The organism is Micromonospora sp. NPDC050980 (assembly GCF_040653835.1).
Taxonomy (GTDB): domain Bacteria; phylum Actinomycetota; class Actinomycetes; order Mycobacteriales; family Micromonosporaceae; genus Micromonospora.
This window is the reverse complement of record NZ_JBFAGS010000007.1, coordinates 178,381-193,908: the sequence shown is the minus strand read 5'-3', so window position 1 is coordinate 193,908 and position 15,528 is coordinate 178,381. Positions and strand designations below refer to the sequence as shown.

The following is a 15,528-nucleotide window of genomic DNA, read 5'->3' as shown; positions in this document are numbered from 1 at the left end:
CTACTCGATCATTCAACGATCGACGTCAGGTCCGACGGTTCGCCGCCGGACCTGAGGAGGTCCGCGGGCGAGCGCTGCAGCATCGGAGCCCCTGCCGCAGGCTGACAACCGCAGCGGGGCGTCACCAGCAGGCCCTCACAGTTGAGCTATCATGACGGGCATTGCTCGGATGGCGGACTGCCGACGAGCCCAGCCGCGACTCGCTTCCCCCCGATGTCGATTGGCGTTATCTCTGCGCCTTGCGCCGGAACAGGCCGATGAAATTAATCGGCAATGCCTGCGGCACATGGCACAGGGCTCTGAGGATGACCCATCAGGCAATTCGGGTGTCCCGCATCCTGTAGCTTTACATGTAGTAGGCGTAACGCGTTGCAATTCGAGCGTTGCTCGGAACATGCTTGAGGATCGAGCCGACCCTGTAGGCGGTGCGCAGGGTGAGCGGGTCGCGTTCGTCGAGTTGGGCGTTGTTCCAGTTCATCTTGGATAGGGCGAGTATGTCGGCGCCGGCCGCTAGCAGATCGGTACCTGGCGATGCTGACCGGATTAACAGCGGCTGCGGGACGTACATGCCGGGGTAGGTACGGAAGTAGGGCACCGATCCGCGGGTGTACAGCAGCAGCGTGCGCGCATTCATCTGAACGGTGGTACCCCGCAGGGGTGGAAGTTGCCCAGCGCGGTATAGGTGTGGGGCACCGCGTCGCTGGATCCACAGCATGTCGACGTGGTCGATGTCGCGCTGGTCGGCGGCTTCATGGAAGCCATCAATCTCCCCGGGGGTGAAATTCGAGGTCTTGTGCACCGCGATGCGCGCGGGCTGGTGGCCGTGGGTGCTGCGGTACTCGGCCAGCGCGTCGATCAGCAGCCGGCGGGCGTCGGAGAGCGCCAGGTGGGGCTGCCGGTCGCTCTTGGAGATCTGCGCGGTGCCGCCGCGTACAACGACGCCGTCGCCGCGCTCGTTGAATACCTGGGCGACGGCGGTGTGGAGCTCCTGGCCGCTTTGGGTGCGGTAGAAGCTGACACCGACGTAGCAGGTGGCGAGGTCTGAGCTGTGGCGCTGCATGCGCCAGGGTGTCCCGCCGGCCTTGTAGTACAGGGCCGTGTGTAAGTTCCAGGCCCTCGTGGCTTCGTCCTGTAAGGGCCGGGCGGCCTGCCCGCCGGTCCTGGCGCGAACCCCGGTCCAGGTCTCTCTGCGCATCAGCTGCAAGGGCGCCGGCAGCGTGAGTGCGGTGGCTTTGAGCAGATCATGAAAGTCGCCTCCGGTCCCACGCTCGTCCTGCTCATCCTCGTGTTCGGCTGCGCCTTCGACCGACGGCGGGGGGTTTTCCCTGTCGTTGAGCTCATCCGGACGGGCGCAGATCACGACCCGGCAGCGTCCAGTCTCGACGAGCGATCGGGCGGCATCAGCGTAGATCTCGACCGCATCAGCGGTTGCGGAGATGACGTCGGCGCGGGCCAGGCGGCGCAGCTGGCGCTCGGGGATCTCGCGGACAAGGGAGTCATCGAAGATGAGCTCGGCGCCAAACTGCGCATTGATGCTGAAACCGGGAAAAGGCTGGTGGAGATTCTCCTGCCCGGGCTTCGTGTCTTTGGCGTCAATTTGATTCTGGCAGCGCTGTAACCAACTCCGGATGCCATCGATGGCCTGGGCGGGGCCGACCAGGGCGACCGGGATCTGGTGCGGCGCGGCCGGGGAGTCGGCATCGGCCGGGCCAAAGACACTGATGCCGTAACGCGGGTCGATGTGCCGGTTCCCGGCGCGAAACTCCAGCTCCGGCTCGTGAAGCACGTGCGCCCTCATCGTGGCAACTCCCACAGCCCTTTTGTCAGCCCGTGCACGCTCGGCTTCGGGACCGGCTCCTGTGGAATCCAGACCGTCTCGTCGATCGTGGCGTCGCAGTCCAGCTCGAGGAGCTGGCCGAACCGGATGCGCTCGTCTCGGCGGCTGAACAGGGTATCCTCGCCTTGCAGATAGTCGGCCCAGGCGCGCACGAGCTGGTAGACAGCGTTGTTGCGCTCCATGCGCTTGATCTTCTTGACGTATTCGGAGTCGTACAGAGAATCGCGCCAGCCGTCGATGGTGAAGTGGTAGGTGGGGTTAATCTCCAAGTACCACTGCTCGCCCCAGCGGCGGAAGTACAAGCCGGCGGCGTAGTGACGACAGAAGCTGATCTTCTTTTCGTCGTCCTTTCCGAAATAGGGGGTGAAGAAGCTGCGCCCACGGCTGCCCCGATAGCGGCCCTTAATTCGTCGGTTGGAGCGGTCGGGTGGGGCCTGCATGTAGACGACCTTCTTCTTGAGATGCCAGACCAGCTCAGGGTGGTGCGCCGCTCGCAAGGTGAAGTTCAACAGGGACACGAAGCGGCGCTGCAGGTCGGGATCCTCGGTGCTCGCCCAGGTCTCGGTCGGGATGGAGGTCACCGGGCCGTCGCACAGGATAGCCAGCGGGCCCTCGTCCAGTCGGCACAATGAGAAGATTCGCCCGGCGGCCAGGTGGAAGCCGCCCTCGAACTTGTTGCCGTTCGAGCGCATCCGTTCCCAGGCTTCGCCCCGGTCACGACACGGCGTCGACGCCTCGTAGACAAGTGGAGCGAACCCCACGACAGTGAGCAGGTTCGAGACCAACCGCTCGCTGCCCTCTAGCCGCGGGAGTTGCTCCCCTATCGGCACGCCCAGGGCCGACATCTCGCTAAAGGCGTCTGGATCGAACCGATCCGCCGACTTGTCGAAGTGGACGACGCGGCGCGCCCTGCGCTCGGGGTCGGCGAACCACGTGTCTACGCGCTTCCACCACGCCTGCTGGCTACGAAGGTCCACGCAGATCAGCACGACTGGTCTGCCCAGCCGACACCAGTAGTCGATGTGGTCGGCCTTGCACGGGAACCTAAAATGAGTTGGCGTCTCGCCCGGAAACCCGGCTTCTGTAGCCTTTACCTGGGCTAGAACGGCAACTCCAGTAACTTCCCGATCGGTGTCCACGAACTCGATCTGGCCGTCAATCGCGAAGTCACGCCGACTGTCGTTCCACACGTGGCCAGCGTCGGAGACGGCCTTGTCGACGAAGGCCTCGCCCCGGTATCCAGCCCGCTGCTGAACGCTACGCTTCGGCATCCGATCACGAGCCCAGCTGTAGGGCGAGTGACTGTGCCGCGGCCCGCCCGCGTCTGACAGGTCGATGCCGCTGTACTGGGTTGTTCCGCGCCATGCGCTGGTCCTTCGCTGTCGAGCTGTGGCTCAAGTCAGCATAGGCAGGCCCACCGACAATTCCAGCGGATGCGGCAGCGGACCCCGCATGCGTCAGACCACGCCCCTGATCGGGCGCGGCAGTTCGGGTCTGGTTCGAATCGGTGGGCCCTTGTCGCTGACGAGCCGGCCAGCCACGGCGGCGGCTCGTCAGCAACGACCCGTCAATCCGACGGTGCGTGTCGCAGCCACGCTGTCAGCGCGGCGAGCGCCCGCACCTGTAGCGACGCCAACGAGACCCGGATCCGGGCGTCGCAGTGTCACGACCTGACTCCGCCGTACCGTTGGTCGAGAATATCCATGGAGGGCAGGCCATTCACAATTTTCATGGTTTCCACGCTGACGGTCACAATCCGCTTAAGCAGATCGACCACATAACGAGGATCGTCGGACCAATCGTTCGGGTCGTTAACGTTGCCTGAATCCTTATCAGTCTTGACTTGGAACCGCTCGATGATCCACTCGATAGCCGAACGGGCTCCGAGCTGGTAGCGGTACGCCTCCTCGGGGATGTTGCTGAGTGTCACTCGGTGGTTGTAAAGGATCGTCGACCGGTCCACCACGGCCTTGACCCTGGCGAACTTCATCTTGCCGACCCGGTACAGCTCGTCGAGTGGAGTGGTAGACGCATCTCCCGCGACCGTCTCGACAACACCCTGGTGCGGCTCCACCTGCTCGTATCGGATGTGGAGGTCGGTAAGCTTACGACCCGCGTCCGCGAAGTCCCTGAAGTGACTCACTTTCGGGATGCGAGGGAGTGACTTCTTCAGGTCGGAGGAGAAGAGGTCTCGGTATTCCGGGGAGTGCAGCAGGGCGTAGACGTAGTAAAAGATGTCATCCTTGCTGACGGTCGCGCCTGGGTATGCTCGCCTAAAGTCCTCTAATGCGGCGTCGCTGATATTGTCGACGCGCCGATACCGTTGACTGCCCTCTCCGGCGGCAGCAAAGAGATCATTTGCCTCGCCGGAGTCTCGATAGGTGTAGCGCGGGAAGAACTGGCCGACGCTCGATCCCCAGTATGAGACATCGGGCAGGCAGCCCATCGCGTGGACCGAGAACGGCTTGTCTGAGCCAGCTCCGGTCACGTAGAAGCCAAAGTTCTGCGAGTCGACGGTCGGGAACATTAGAGGCAGTTGACCCGGCCGATGGATCAAGTTTTTATCAAAGTAAACGGCTTGGCGGCAGAAGGGCCGATATTGTGCGGTGACGATGCGGGCCGGGTCGTAATCGATGCGTTTTCCCTGCAGGAGCTTAGCCAGAAGGCTCGAGGACCAGCTGATCTTTGCCGAATCGGTGGCGACCCATTGTTCGGCATTCCTTAGGCTGGGCGCGACAATGCCGTTCGATCTGCAGTTTTCCTCAAAATCGGCGACCTGGTCGTTGTAGAAACTAACCAGGGCTCGCACGCTATGCTCTAGGCGGCCTTCGGAGAAGTTGTATACCCAGGCGTCGCGAGAAGACAACAGGCCGTTGGAGTATATCTCGAAAAGGGCATCGGCCCGCCGACCCTTGTCCTTTTCACCAATAGCCCGGAAGGTTGCAAATCGTTGGTTGCGCTGGTTAATCCAGTCACCATCGGGATTCGGCTTGATCTGCTCCCACGGGACAGATTCGAGACTTTGCGACGCGAGGATGCGCAGCTTGTCCTCGCGGGTCAGGTAGTCCCCGATATTTCGGTAGTGCAAGGGGCAGCCATCGGTTTTGGCGTTCTTCGCGCCCCCCTTGACGAGAAGCAGGATGGCTACGGTGTTTCGGCTGCCACTGCCGAAGATCTTGCCGCCTTCCTTACGGGACTGCTCGCCTGCGGTGCGCTGATTGCCACGCAGGTTGTAGCAGTAGATTGCGTCGAACTCGTCGACAAGGCATTTGCGCAGTCCGTCGGCACTTGTCCCATCGATATAGCCACCGTTGGAGACATATGCCACGATTCCTTCTTGGTCGATACGGTCCGATGCCCAGCGGATCGAGCGGATGTATGAGTCATATAGCTTGCTCTTGTTGGTAGCGTTCGTCCGCGCGACGTAGGTATCGGCGATCCGCTGGTCTAGAACCTCGTAACTGAGATTCTGGTTGTTGTCGTTTTGGCTGTCCTGCCCCACGGAGTAGGGCGGGTTGCCGATGACGACGGTAATCTTCTGCTTCTGTTGTTTCTTGGCCCGCTCGCTGTTGCCTTCGAGGACGTCCATCCCGTCTAGTTTGGCCGTGCCCTCCGCGAGTTGAAAGGTGTCAGTGAGCACGATGCCTTCGAAGGGGCGGTATTCGCCGCCGGCCCGGTCGTGGAACGCGGCTTCGATGTTGACAGCGGCGATGTAGTACGCGAGCAGCACAATCTCGTTGGCATGCAGTTCACTCGTGTACTTGCGGAGCAGGTCTTCTGGTTTGATGTTGCCGGACTGGAGAAGGCGGACCGGGAAGGTGCCGGTGCCAACGAACGGGTCAATGATGTGGACGCCCTCGTCTGACAGCGAGCGACCGAAGTGCTTGTTCAACGCCTGCTCAGTCGAGCGGATGATGAAGTCGACGACCTCGACGGGGGTGTAGACGATGCCGAGGGCATCGGCGGTCTTCGGCAGGGCGGTCTTGAAGAACTTGTCGTACAGCTCGACGATGACGCGCTGGCGGCCCTCGTGGTTGTCGATGCCTTCAGCGCGCACCCGCACCGATTGGTAGAACTCGTCGAGCTTCTTGCTCTCGACGTCGAGTCCCTGGTCATCGAGGATGTCGAGCATACGCTGCATGGCTTTGGAGACTGGGTTGTGCTCGGCGAAGCCGTAGTCCTTGAACAGCGCGTCGAAGACCGGCTTGGTGACGATGTGCTGGGCCAGCATGTCGATGGCGTCGGTCTCGTTGACGCCAGGGTTGATGTTGAGGCGCAGCTCGCTGAGGAACTCCTCGAAGGCGCTCCGCTTCTCAGGCAGCGTCAGGGCAGCCTTGATCCGGGTGACATGCCGGTCGGCGATCTGGGCGATGTCACGGGCCCAGTCTTCCCAATACTGCCGCTGGCCGACCTTGTCGACGATGCGGGCGTAGATCGCCTCTCGCCAGTCGGTGACGGAGAAGAGCGCCTCCTGGATGTGCTTGGCGCTCTGGGCTTCCTTAGCCTTCGCGGCCTCAGCGCTGTCGGCTGTGCTCGATCCATCGCGGTCACCGACCGACTCGTCACCCGGGCCGATACTGCCGATGCCGATCTTGTTGTCCGGCCTGTTCTTGTTGAGCTCGATCTGGTTGACCGTCGCGTTGAAGCGGTCGTCATGGGCGCGCAGCGCCTGCAGGACCTGCCACACCGTCTTGAAGCGCTGGTTGTCGGCGAGCGCCTTCTCCGGCGCCACACCGGCGGGGATAGCGACCGGCAGGATGATGTAGCCGTAATTCTTGCCGGAAGCCAGGCGCATGACCCGCCCGACGGACTGAACGACGTCCACCACCGAGTTTCGGGGGTGAAGGAAGAGGACAGCATCCAGGCTGGGCACATCCACGCCCTCGGACAGGCAGCGAGCGTTGGACAGGATGCGAGCGTTGGCCGGGCCCGGGTCCTGCTTCAGCCAGTCCAGCAGCTTGTTACGCCGCAGCGTGTTGAACGTGCCGTCGACGTGCTCGACCTCGCAGCGCAGCACCTCGTCGTCGGCATCGTCGTAGGCGTCAACCACCTCGGTGAAACGCTTGGCGATCGCCGTGGAGTCGGCGATTGAGCGGGCGAACGCGACAGCCCGTTTCATGGGCGCCTCGCCCTCGGCAAACCCGGAGCCATCGGCGAACGTACCGGTGCGCTTCGCCATCGCGTTCCAGCAGCCGATGATTTTCGCAGCGTCGTCGAGCCTCAGCTCGAAGTCCCCTCCGGCGAGACCCTGCTGCAGCGTCTTGGCGACCCTGCCCTCGTCCACGGTGAGGATAAGAACCTTGTAATCGGTAAGCAGACCCCGTTCGACGGCTTTGCCGAAGCCCAGCCGGTGGAACTCAGGGCCGTACGTCGTCTCGTCGTCCATCGACGCCAGCAACGCGTCCGAGTTCCTCGCCTCGGACTTGGTGTCGTCGTTGTAGATCCGCGGGGTCGCGGTCATGTAAAGGCGGCGGTCGCCGCTGAGGTACGTGTCATCGTGCACTCGGACGAACGACGACTCGTCATGCCCGGCCAGCGTGACACCGGTCGTCCGGTGGGCCTCGTCGCACAGGATCAGGTCGAAGCGGGACAGGCCCTTGCGCTGGGCCGCCGCCACAGTCCCGATGGACTGGTAGGTGGAGAAGACCACGGTCAGCCCCGGCTCAGCCTCAACCCTGGCCATCTGCTCAATGAGGCGGTCGGGGTCGGTGGTGGCGGGCAAGGCCAGGTCGTAAGTGGCCATTTCGTTATCGTCGCCCATGGCGGCTCGCTGCTTGCCAACCTTGGTGTCCGAGCACACCGCGAACGCGCGCAGCCTCACCGCGGACTCGTACGACCATTCGCGCAGGCTCTGCGACAGCAGGGCGATGGAGGGAACCAGGAACAGAACGGTGGTGTGCTCTGACTCTCCAGCGACCGCGCGCTCGCGCTGCAGCCGTTCGGCGATCTTCAGGCTGGTGAACGTCTTGCCGGTTCCGCATGCCATGAGCAGCTTGCCACGGTTGTGCTCGGCGAAGCGGGCGAAGACGTCGTCAATCGCTTCACGCTGATGGGGGCGGAGATCGTGCTTCTTCCGCAGCGTCATCTCGACGCGGTCATCGAGGGTGGGCATGTGCCACTGCACCGGGCTCTGCGCGATCTCGTCGAGCCCGATCCGCGTGACCGGAACCTGCTGATCGGCTAGCGCCGCCTCAGCGTGGACATTCCACTTGTCGGTCGTCGAGATAATCATGCGGCGGGTGAAGCCACCCTTGCCGGAGGCGGTGAAGAAGGAGTCGATGTCCGCCTTCTCAACGGTGTGGTTCGGCTCGTAGAACTTGCACTGAATGGCACAGTAGCCACCCGTCTCGCGGTCCTGTGCGACCAGGTCGATGCCGACATCCCGCTTGTCGTGCTCCGTTCCCGGCCACTCGGCCCACATCCACACCCGGCTGAACTGCTCAGTCCACTGCGGGTCGGTGCTCAGGTACTGAAGCATCAACTCCTCGAAGCCGGTACCACGATCACGATTGCTCAACGAGTTGTCGCGGATCGCCTTGATAACGTCATGCACGGTCGTGGTCGTCGTCACTGCGCATCGAGTCCCGTCACAGATGCCGGCGAGCCACCACTCGCCGGAGAAGTCGGCCGGAGGTAGGCGACTCTACCGCTGCTGCGGATTGCGCAGCGGTAACGGAGTCTTGGGCAAGAACCGGCAGGAGCGGCATGCCACGCCTGGGACGCTGCGCGCTGGCTGCTGGCAGGCCAGTCGGCTCGTCACCTGGCCTGAGGAAGATGACTGCGACTTGCATGACCGTTTCAGGCTGGACCCGGAGTTGCTCGGCGGCGGGGTACTCAGTCGGTAGTCCGCCGCGGTCGAAGCTGTGCCCCTCCGCTCGGGGTCGGGACTGTCAGGTCGTTCAGGTAACCGCCGCCGTCGGAGATGTGGCTCGCGAAGGCATGGGTGGGATGGCCGAGCCCTATCTCCAGGCGGAAGCTCGTCGGAGTCGTCGGTTGCTGTTTGCTGGTCAACTGTCGATCGCGGCTGCTCCGATTACGGCTGGGCCTACGACGCAGCCGGCTCCTTGCACGTCCATGGCACGTTGACGGGTAGGCGCCCAGGGGCAACTAGCGCACCGCTGCCCGATCGACATCGATGTCGATCCGAAGCACGGCCTGGTCGGCGGGACCGATCGTCATGTTGTGTCCGCAGCCCCCATGAGCATGATCGTCTCGACCTACTCGTCGCCTCCCGCGCTGCCCGTGACCTGCACCGTCACGATGAGAATGGCTCATTGTGTGGTTGAGAACTCTTCGCCCAGCCGTCGTGCCGGCCGAATCCACCCACCGCAGTGGGCCTTAACCTCGCATCAACCTAGGCGTATCGGAGTTTTGCGAACTCCGGACGCACCCGATGTCCCTTCCGGCCGTTACTCAGAAGCAGGCGGTTCGGCAACTCGCTACGGCGAGACCCAGAGCCTGGCCGGAGCCCGACCGGAGGAGCCGAGGTGGTACGACAGGGTTGCCTCGCGACGCTGGTCGTGACGGGGGTGCTGCTCGCAGGGTGTAGCGCGCAGGGCCACCCGGAGCGCGTGGATCCGCAGCCGATCTCGGGAACTAGCGGGCCTGTGGTGCCGTTGGCGCCGGAGTCACTGATCGGTTCTTGGACGATCGTCGACGTTGCCGACCCTGGCGCGGGCAGGATCCTTCGCCTCGCGGACGGTGATCTGGACCTGGTCGGCACCCGCTGCGGCACTCTGGGCGGCTTTTGGCGGGCCAGCAGCGACGGCACCTTCCTCGCGGACATCTTCACGGCTTCCACCGCTGCGGTCGAGGGCATCCCCGGCTGCGCGAAGGCCAGTCAAGAGACTCCCGAATGGCTGCGCCGCATCACTGCCTACCAGTTCGACGGCGCAGGACTACCCGTGCTCCTGGACGCACGAGAGCAACCGGTCGCCCGGCTGATCCCCGGGGCGACACCGACCCCGGAGCCCGACATGGCCGACGACCTACTGGAACCGCCGGTGATCACCGACGAAGCCCGCCGGGCCCTGAGACCAGCGGTCGCCCTACCGGCGAAGCTAGTTCCGGTGGACCGAACCCGGCTGGCAGGTCGCTGGGTACCCCTGAGCGGGCACAAGGCCGCATACGTGAAGTTCACGGCCGACGGTGAATGGCGCGGATCCGACGGCTGCAACGACGAGAGCGGTCGATGGATTACCGCTGCCAGCGGCACGCTGCTCACGACCGCAAGAGGAACCACACTGATATTTTGCGCTGACAGTGTGTCGGTCGGGGGATGGGTGGTGGCGGCCAGACGAGCAGGCCTCGACGGTCAGGTCCTGGTGCTCCTCGACGCCCAAGGCGCGGAGACAGGCCGACTATTCCCCGCGAACTAAGGCGTATTTCATAAGCCTGGTCAGAGTCGTTAGCAGATGATGGCGACGGTCAGGACGGCCTGGAACTGTTTGGCCAACTTGAGTCGTAGCGGGTGGCGATGCCGCGGTGGCGCTCAGTTCGGGCTATGCCGTTCTCGAAGGCATGTTGCATCCGGTAGAGCCTTGGTTGAACTGCGACGGGCGTCCGCCGCGGCTGCAACTGGCTTTACGATGGGCGTCCTGATCGGTTTTGCTCGGAATGCCGGTCTTGATCCCACGCCTGCGGAGGTAAGCAGCGGTGTTGGGTGCTTCAGTCCAACGCTCGCAGGTGCGCTAGGTGTAACGCCCGACGTAGCTGGCGCGCATAGCGGCTTCAAGCAGGGTCGCTGAGGGGCCGTGGGTGTTCCATGGGTGATCGGATGCCGGCGACCCTGGATGGATTACAAGCCTAAAATCTGGATTTCGGCCACGAGCAATTGCGGACCTGGCGAACACAATGAGTAACGACCATGCTGGCCTGCTAATACGTGGCGGCCTTTTCTCGGAAACGGGCGTAAGAGTCCGGACAGAATTAGTTTACGGTAAGTAGCGGAGGCAATGAGCGCTCCTGAAGATTAAAAGTCCACAGCTCTGCCATTGAGCTAGCGGCCCGCCCGCTCAGGTTACCGGAACCTCCCCGTCCCGGCCTTCCACCTCCACCGCCTGTCGATCTTCGGCTGGGGGCCAGCCCGCCGAAGTGGCGTGATCCGACCCGGCAGGACCTCACCACCTCGCCGATCTGGCAACGGAGATGGATACGCACGAACCTCCCACCCGGGAACGATTGCTGCCCGGTTCAGCGGGTACCGGACCGGTCATGCGTATCGTGATCGTGGGGGCCACCGGAAACGTGGGGACCGCCGTACTCCGCCGGTTGCGGCGGGAGTCGGAGGCCGAACTGGTCGGGGTGGCCCGCCGGTTGCCCGGGTCGGACGCCGGCGAGCCGTACGACGACGTCCAGTGGCACTCCTGTGACATCGGCGCGCCCGGCGCGGCCGACGAGCTGGTGCGGATCTTCGCCGGGGCCCGGGCGGTCGTGCACCTGGCCTGGCAGATCCAGCCCAGCCACGACCGGCGCACGCTCTACCGGACCAACGTCGGGGGCAGCCGCGCGGTCGTCGAGGCCACCGTCCGGGCCGGCGTTCCCGCCCTGGTGTACGCCTCGTCGGTCGGCACCTACGCGCCCGGCCCGAAGGACCACCCGGTCAGCGAGAACTGGCCGGCGACCGGGGTGGAGACATCGTCGTACAGCCGGGACAAGGCGGAGGTGGAGGCGCTGCTCGACGGCGTGCAGCGGGAGCACCCGGAACTGCGGATCGTGCGGTTGCGGCCCGGGCTGATCTTCCAGCGCGAGGCCGGCACCGAGATCAGCCGCTACTTCCTCGGCCCGCTGGTGCCGGTGCGGCTGCTGCGTTACGGCCGGATCCCGCTGGTGCCGTCGCACCGGCGACTACGGATGCAGGCGGTGCACGCCGACGACGTGGCCGACGCGTACGCCCGGGCGGTCGTGGGCGACGCGCGCGGCGCGTTCAACGTGGCGACCGACCCGGTGCTGACGCCGGAGCTGGTGGCGCGGCACTTCCACGGCTTGACCGTGCCGGTGGCGGTGCCGCTGCTGCGCGGTGCGGCGGCGCTGACCTGGCGGACCCGCCTGCAGCCGGTGGACGTCGGCTGGGTCGACCTGGCGTTGAACGTCCCGTTGATGTCCACTCACCGCGCCGAGGCGGAACTCGGCTGGGAGCCCGAGGTCGACACGGTGACCGCCCTGCGGGACGTCATCGCCGGCATGGCCACCAGGGCCGGCACGACCTCCCCGCCGCTGTCCACGGACCCCACCCTGCCCGGTCGCCCGGCCGCCCTCCCCAAGGGCCGCCTCCCGGCCACCCCAACCCCTACTGATCCGCACTCCCCACCGAGAGTGTGAGAGGGGGCCCCTTCTCTACCGGAGGCGTTAAGAAGGGGCCCCTCCTTACACCTCTCAGGAGAGGTGGGAGAAGGTGACCGACGGGGGGCGGGCGCCGAGGAAGAAGATGCCCGGGAAGCCTTTCGTCTCGAACCCCTTGCTCGGGTTCCTCCGCAGGGTCGAGCTGGTGATCGACATCGTGCCGGTGCGGTTGTTGCTGACGAAGAAGACGGCGCCGCCGCCCTCGTTGGCGCTGTTGTTCTCGATGATCGTGCCGGCGAGCTTCACCGTGAACTCGTTGCCGTCGCAGTAGATCGCCCCGCCGCTGCCGCCGCCCGGCGTGCCGCCCCGGGCCGGGTTCGCGCCGGTGCCGACCGCCTGGTTGTCACGGAAGACGCTGTTCAGCACCGTCCAGGAGACGCCGATGCTGCTCAGCGCGGCGCCGTTGGCGCACACCCCGCCGGTGAAGGTGCTGCCCACCACGTACACCGGCTTGTTCTCGAACTGGCTGAGCACCCGCAGCGCGGCGCCGCCCAGGTCGGGGCCGGAGCGATCGCAGCGGTTGTCGACGAACCGCGAGTTGACCACCTTGACCCGCCCGCCCCGGACGAAGATCGCGCCGCCCCCGCCGCCCTCGGCGGTGTCGCCGGTGGAGTTGCCGCCGGTGAACGTCAGGTTCTGCACGGTGAGCTGCGGGTGGTCCTGGTTCTGGCAGTGCGAGGTGGTCCAGCCCTGGGCCTGGTCGCAGGTGTTCATGTAGAGGATCCGGCGGCTGCCGCCGCCGCTGAGCGTGACCTTGCCGCCGCCGTCGAGCACGATGCGCGGGCCGTGCGCGTTCACCACCTTGGCGGTGGCCTTCATGGTGATGGTCACCGGTGCCGGGCCGCAGTCGAACGTGATGATGCCGCCGGCCGCCACCGCCTTCACCACCGCCGCCGAGGTGCAGCTCGCGGGCGTGCCGGTGCCGACGGTACGGGTCGGGTGCGACGTGTCCACCGCGCGTGCCTCGGCCGGCACGGCCGCCCGACCGGCGGGGTTGCCGGCGCGCAGCGTGGCCGTGGCCGGGGTGGGGCTCGGCTTGGCGCTGCCGAGGCCGGCGCGGGCGCTGGGCGTGGCCGCCGGGGCGTCGGCCGCCGGGGCGGAGGCGGTACCGGCCGGCGTGCCGGTGGCGGCGGCCGGTACGGGTCGGTCGGGCGGGTCGTCGCCGCCGCAGCCGGGCAGCGTGGCGGTGGTCAGGGCGAGGGCGAGCAGCAGGACAGTGGACTTCACACGCACCCGCCCGATGCTAGGAGGCCGGGGCGCTCCGGCACGACCCGGGCGGCGATCCTTAACCCGCCGCTAAGCCACCTGCCCGGACCGTCAGGCGTGGGAGAGGGCGAACGCGACCAGGAAGCCGAGTACGGTGATCAGGCCGACCAGCAGGTGCGCGTCCTCGAACGCCTCCGGGACCATGGTGTCGGTGATCATCGCCAGGATCGCGCCGGCGGCGAGCGCGGTGATGGTGGCCAGCACCTCCGGTGCGGCGCCGCCGAGCAGCGTGTAGCCGGCCAGTGACGCGGCGCCGGAGATCAACGCGATGGCGGCCCAGAGGCCGAAGACGTAGCGCCGGGTCCGCCCGGCCTGCCGCATGCCGGCCGCGCTGGACAGCCCCTCCGGCACGTTGCTGAGAAAGACCGCGATCACCGTGACCACGCTGACCGGGCCACCGGCCAGCAGGCTCGCGCCGATCACCACCGATTCGGGTACGCCGTCGAGCAGCGCCCCGATCGCGATCGCGTTGCCGGAACCGGGCTGCTCCCGCTCGGAGGGCTGCTCGTCGCCGGAGCGCTTGCGGTGCCGCGCCCCGTGCCGGGCCAGCAGCACGTTCGCCCCGGTGTAGGCGAGCGCGCCGGCCACCGCGCCGATCGTCACCGGCAGCAGGCCGCCCTGCTCGTGCGCCTCGGCGATCAGCTCGAACGAGACGGCGGAGAGCAGCACGCCGGCCCCGAACGCCATCACCGAGGCGGTGGCCCGGCGCGGCACCCGCGCGAAGAACCCGACGGCCGCCCCGATCAACAGGGCGGACCCGGCGAGCAGGCCCCAGAATCCCGCTTCCAACCACTCCGGCACGCGCAGGTCCCTACCCGCGGGGCGGCCGGGTCAACCGGATCAGAAGTCGGCGAACAGGTAGGGCAGCTCACGGGGAAACAGCCGGCGCAGCTCGGTGGCCGCGTCCACCGGCACCTCGCCCAGCCCGCGCACCGCCACCTCGGCCGGGTCGAGCACCCCGTAGGCCAGGGCGGAGAGCCCGGCGGCGGTGAGCCGCGCGGCCGACACGCTGCCCTCGGCGGCGGCGTCGGCCGGCAGCACCGCCAGCTTGCCGGTGGTGCCGTCGAGCAGGTGCCGGCCGGCGAGCCAGCGGTCACCGACCAGCTCGACGAGCACCCGGCCGACGCCGACCGGCTGTTCGGCGAGCGCCTCCAGGCTGAGCAGCCGGGCCATCGGCGCGGTCGGGTCGGGCCGGGCCACCCGCGCCTCGACCCGGACGTCCAGGTCGGTGAGCCACAACTCGGGCAGCTCGCCGGGCGGCAACTCGACGCTGACCCGGGCCACCTGGTCGACGTGCCGGGCGAAGAACTGGAGCAGCGACGCCCGCGCGTACGGGTCGTCGAAGAGCAGGTCGTCGGCGATCAACGTGCCGGCGTGGTCGTCGATCCGGTAGGTGACCGCGCCGACCGTCTCGCCGCCGCGCACCACGCTGACCAGCCAGCGGTCGTCCCGCTCGCGCAACCCGACGGCCCGGAAGTCGGGGAAGACCGCGAAGCCGTGCCGCTCGCGCAGGCACCGCTCGGTGTAGGCGCGCCACCGCGGGTAGCCCGCGCCGATCCGCTCCCACACCAGTTCGTCGGGCAGTTCGGCCCGCAGCAGCGACGCCAGGTCCGCGGGGGCGAAGACCGCGGTACGTCGCCGGGGCAGCCCGACGTAGCCGAAGCGCTCGTAGAACGAGGCGCGGAACGGGTGCAGCGCGCTGAGCTGGTGCCCCTCGTCCCGCATCCCGTCGAGGAGTTGGTGCATCAGCGTCCGCACGTGCCCCCGCCGGCGGGCCAGCGGGTGGGTGGCCACCCCCGCGACGCCGGCCATCGGCAGCACCGCGCCGCGCAGGTTCTGCCGCATCGGGATCGCCGACGCCGCCGCCAAGGTGACGCCCTCCTCCTCGACCACGAGCGTCGTGTTCCCCGCGTTGTACGGCAGGTAGGCCCGGAACTCGTCGGTGCGGTTCGCCGTCATCGGCGACGCCTCGAAGGCGTACGCCTGGAGCGGGAAGCTGGTGGTCAGGCGGTCCTCTGCGGCCAGCCGGCGAATGCGCATCCGTTCATCCCATCCGCACCGGGCGCGGGCCGCAACCCGAATGG

Annotated in this window: 8 protein-coding genes and 1 pseudogene; 2 read left to right on the top strand and 7 right to left on the bottom strand. The window is 66.5% G+C overall.

Annotated elements, in window-relative coordinates:
- Positions 1 to 346: 346 nt before the first annotated feature.
- The 3 genes from AB0H28_RS14070 to AB0H28_RS14060 all read right to left on the bottom strand — a co-directional run bounded on the left by AB0H28_RS14070 (position 347) and on the right by AB0H28_RS14060 (position 8,408).
- The gene (locus AB0H28_RS14070) at positions 347 to 1,798 is read right to left on the bottom strand and encodes a hypothetical protein (RefSeq protein ID WP_358038709.1); all 1,452 of its coding nucleotides are present in this window, start codon (positions 1,796 to 1,798) and stop codon (positions 347 to 349) included.
- Entirely contained in the window at positions 1,795 to 3,108 is a 1,314-nt protein-coding gene (locus AB0H28_RS14065) for a DUF4365 domain-containing protein (RefSeq protein ID WP_358038706.1), read from the bottom strand. The genes AB0H28_RS14070 and AB0H28_RS14065 overlap by 4 nt, the downstream gene beginning before the upstream one ends.
- A gap of 392 nt (positions 3,109 to 3,500) precedes the next feature.
- Positions 3,501 to 8,408 carry a DEAD/DEAH box helicase gene (locus tag AB0H28_RS14060; RefSeq protein WP_358038704.1) on the bottom strand — a complete coding sequence of 1,636 codons (4,908 nt, stop codon included), beginning with the start codon at positions 8,406 to 8,408 and terminating at the stop codon, positions 3,501 to 3,503.
- A 916-nt stretch (positions 8,409 to 9,324) separates the two neighbouring features.
- Here AB0H28_RS14060 and AB0H28_RS14055 point away from each other — a divergent pair.
- On the top strand, positions 9,325 to 10,215 hold the full coding sequence (locus tag AB0H28_RS14055; protein ID WP_358038701.1) for a hypothetical protein: 891 nt from the start codon (positions 9,325 to 9,327) through the stop codon (positions 10,213 to 10,215).
- 29 nt (positions 10,216 to 10,244) lie between these two features.
- On the opposite strand, the pseudogene AB0H28_RS14050 reads toward AB0H28_RS14055, so the two are convergent.
- Positions 10,245 to 10,488, bottom strand: a pseudogene (locus AB0H28_RS14050) (IS5/IS1182 family transposase); the annotation flags it as partial.
- Between the two features lie 562 nt (positions 10,489 to 11,050).
- Here AB0H28_RS14050 and AB0H28_RS14045 point away from each other — a divergent pair.
- A complete protein-coding gene (locus AB0H28_RS14045; protein ID WP_358038698.1) occupies positions 11,051 to 12,157 on the top strand; it encodes an NAD-dependent epimerase/dehydratase family protein in 1,107 nt (368 codons plus the stop codon).
- Between the two features lie 54 nt (positions 12,158 to 12,211).
- Here the strand turns inward: AB0H28_RS14045 and AB0H28_RS14040 are convergent, their stop codons facing one another.
- The 3 genes from AB0H28_RS14040 to AB0H28_RS14030 all read right to left on the bottom strand — a co-directional run bounded on the left by AB0H28_RS14040 (position 12,212) and on the right by AB0H28_RS14030 (position 15,484).
- Positions 12,212 to 13,411 (bottom strand): hypothetical protein, encoded by a 1,200-nt coding sequence (locus tag AB0H28_RS14040; protein WP_358038695.1) that lies wholly within the window; start codon positions 13,409 to 13,411, stop codon positions 12,212 to 12,214.
- 84 nt (positions 13,412 to 13,495) lie between these two features.
- Positions 13,496 to 14,245 carry a ZIP family metal transporter gene (locus AB0H28_RS14035; RefSeq protein WP_358038691.1) on the bottom strand — a complete coding sequence of 250 codons (750 nt, stop codon included), beginning with the start codon at positions 14,243 to 14,245 and terminating at the stop codon, positions 13,496 to 13,498.
- 39 nt (positions 14,246 to 14,284) lie between these two features.
- Complete coding sequence (locus tag AB0H28_RS14030; protein ID WP_358038687.1) at positions 14,285 to 15,484, bottom strand: GNAT family N-acetyltransferase; 1,200 nt, start codon at positions 15,482 to 15,484, stop codon at positions 14,285 to 14,287.
- Between the last annotated feature and the right edge of the window lie 44 nt (positions 15,485 to 15,528).

Bases quoted from the DNA above. Each gene is read 5' to 3' on its own strand.
- AB0H28_RS14030 (WP_358038687.1), bottom strand. From the start codon at position 15,484: ATGCGCATTCGCCGGCTGGCCGCAGAGGACCGCCTGACCACCAGCTTC.
- AB0H28_RS14065 (WP_358038706.1), bottom strand. From the start codon at position 3,108: ATGCCGAAGCGTAGCGTTCAGCAGCGGGCTGGATACCGGGGCGAGGCC.
- AB0H28_RS14070 (WP_358038709.1), bottom strand. From the start codon at position 1,798: ATGAGGGCGCACGTGCTTCACGAGCCGGAGCTGGAGTTTCGCGCCGGG.
- AB0H28_RS14045 (WP_358038698.1), top strand. From the start codon at position 11,051: ATGCGTATCGTGATCGTGGGGGCCACCGGAAACGTGGGGACCGCCGTA.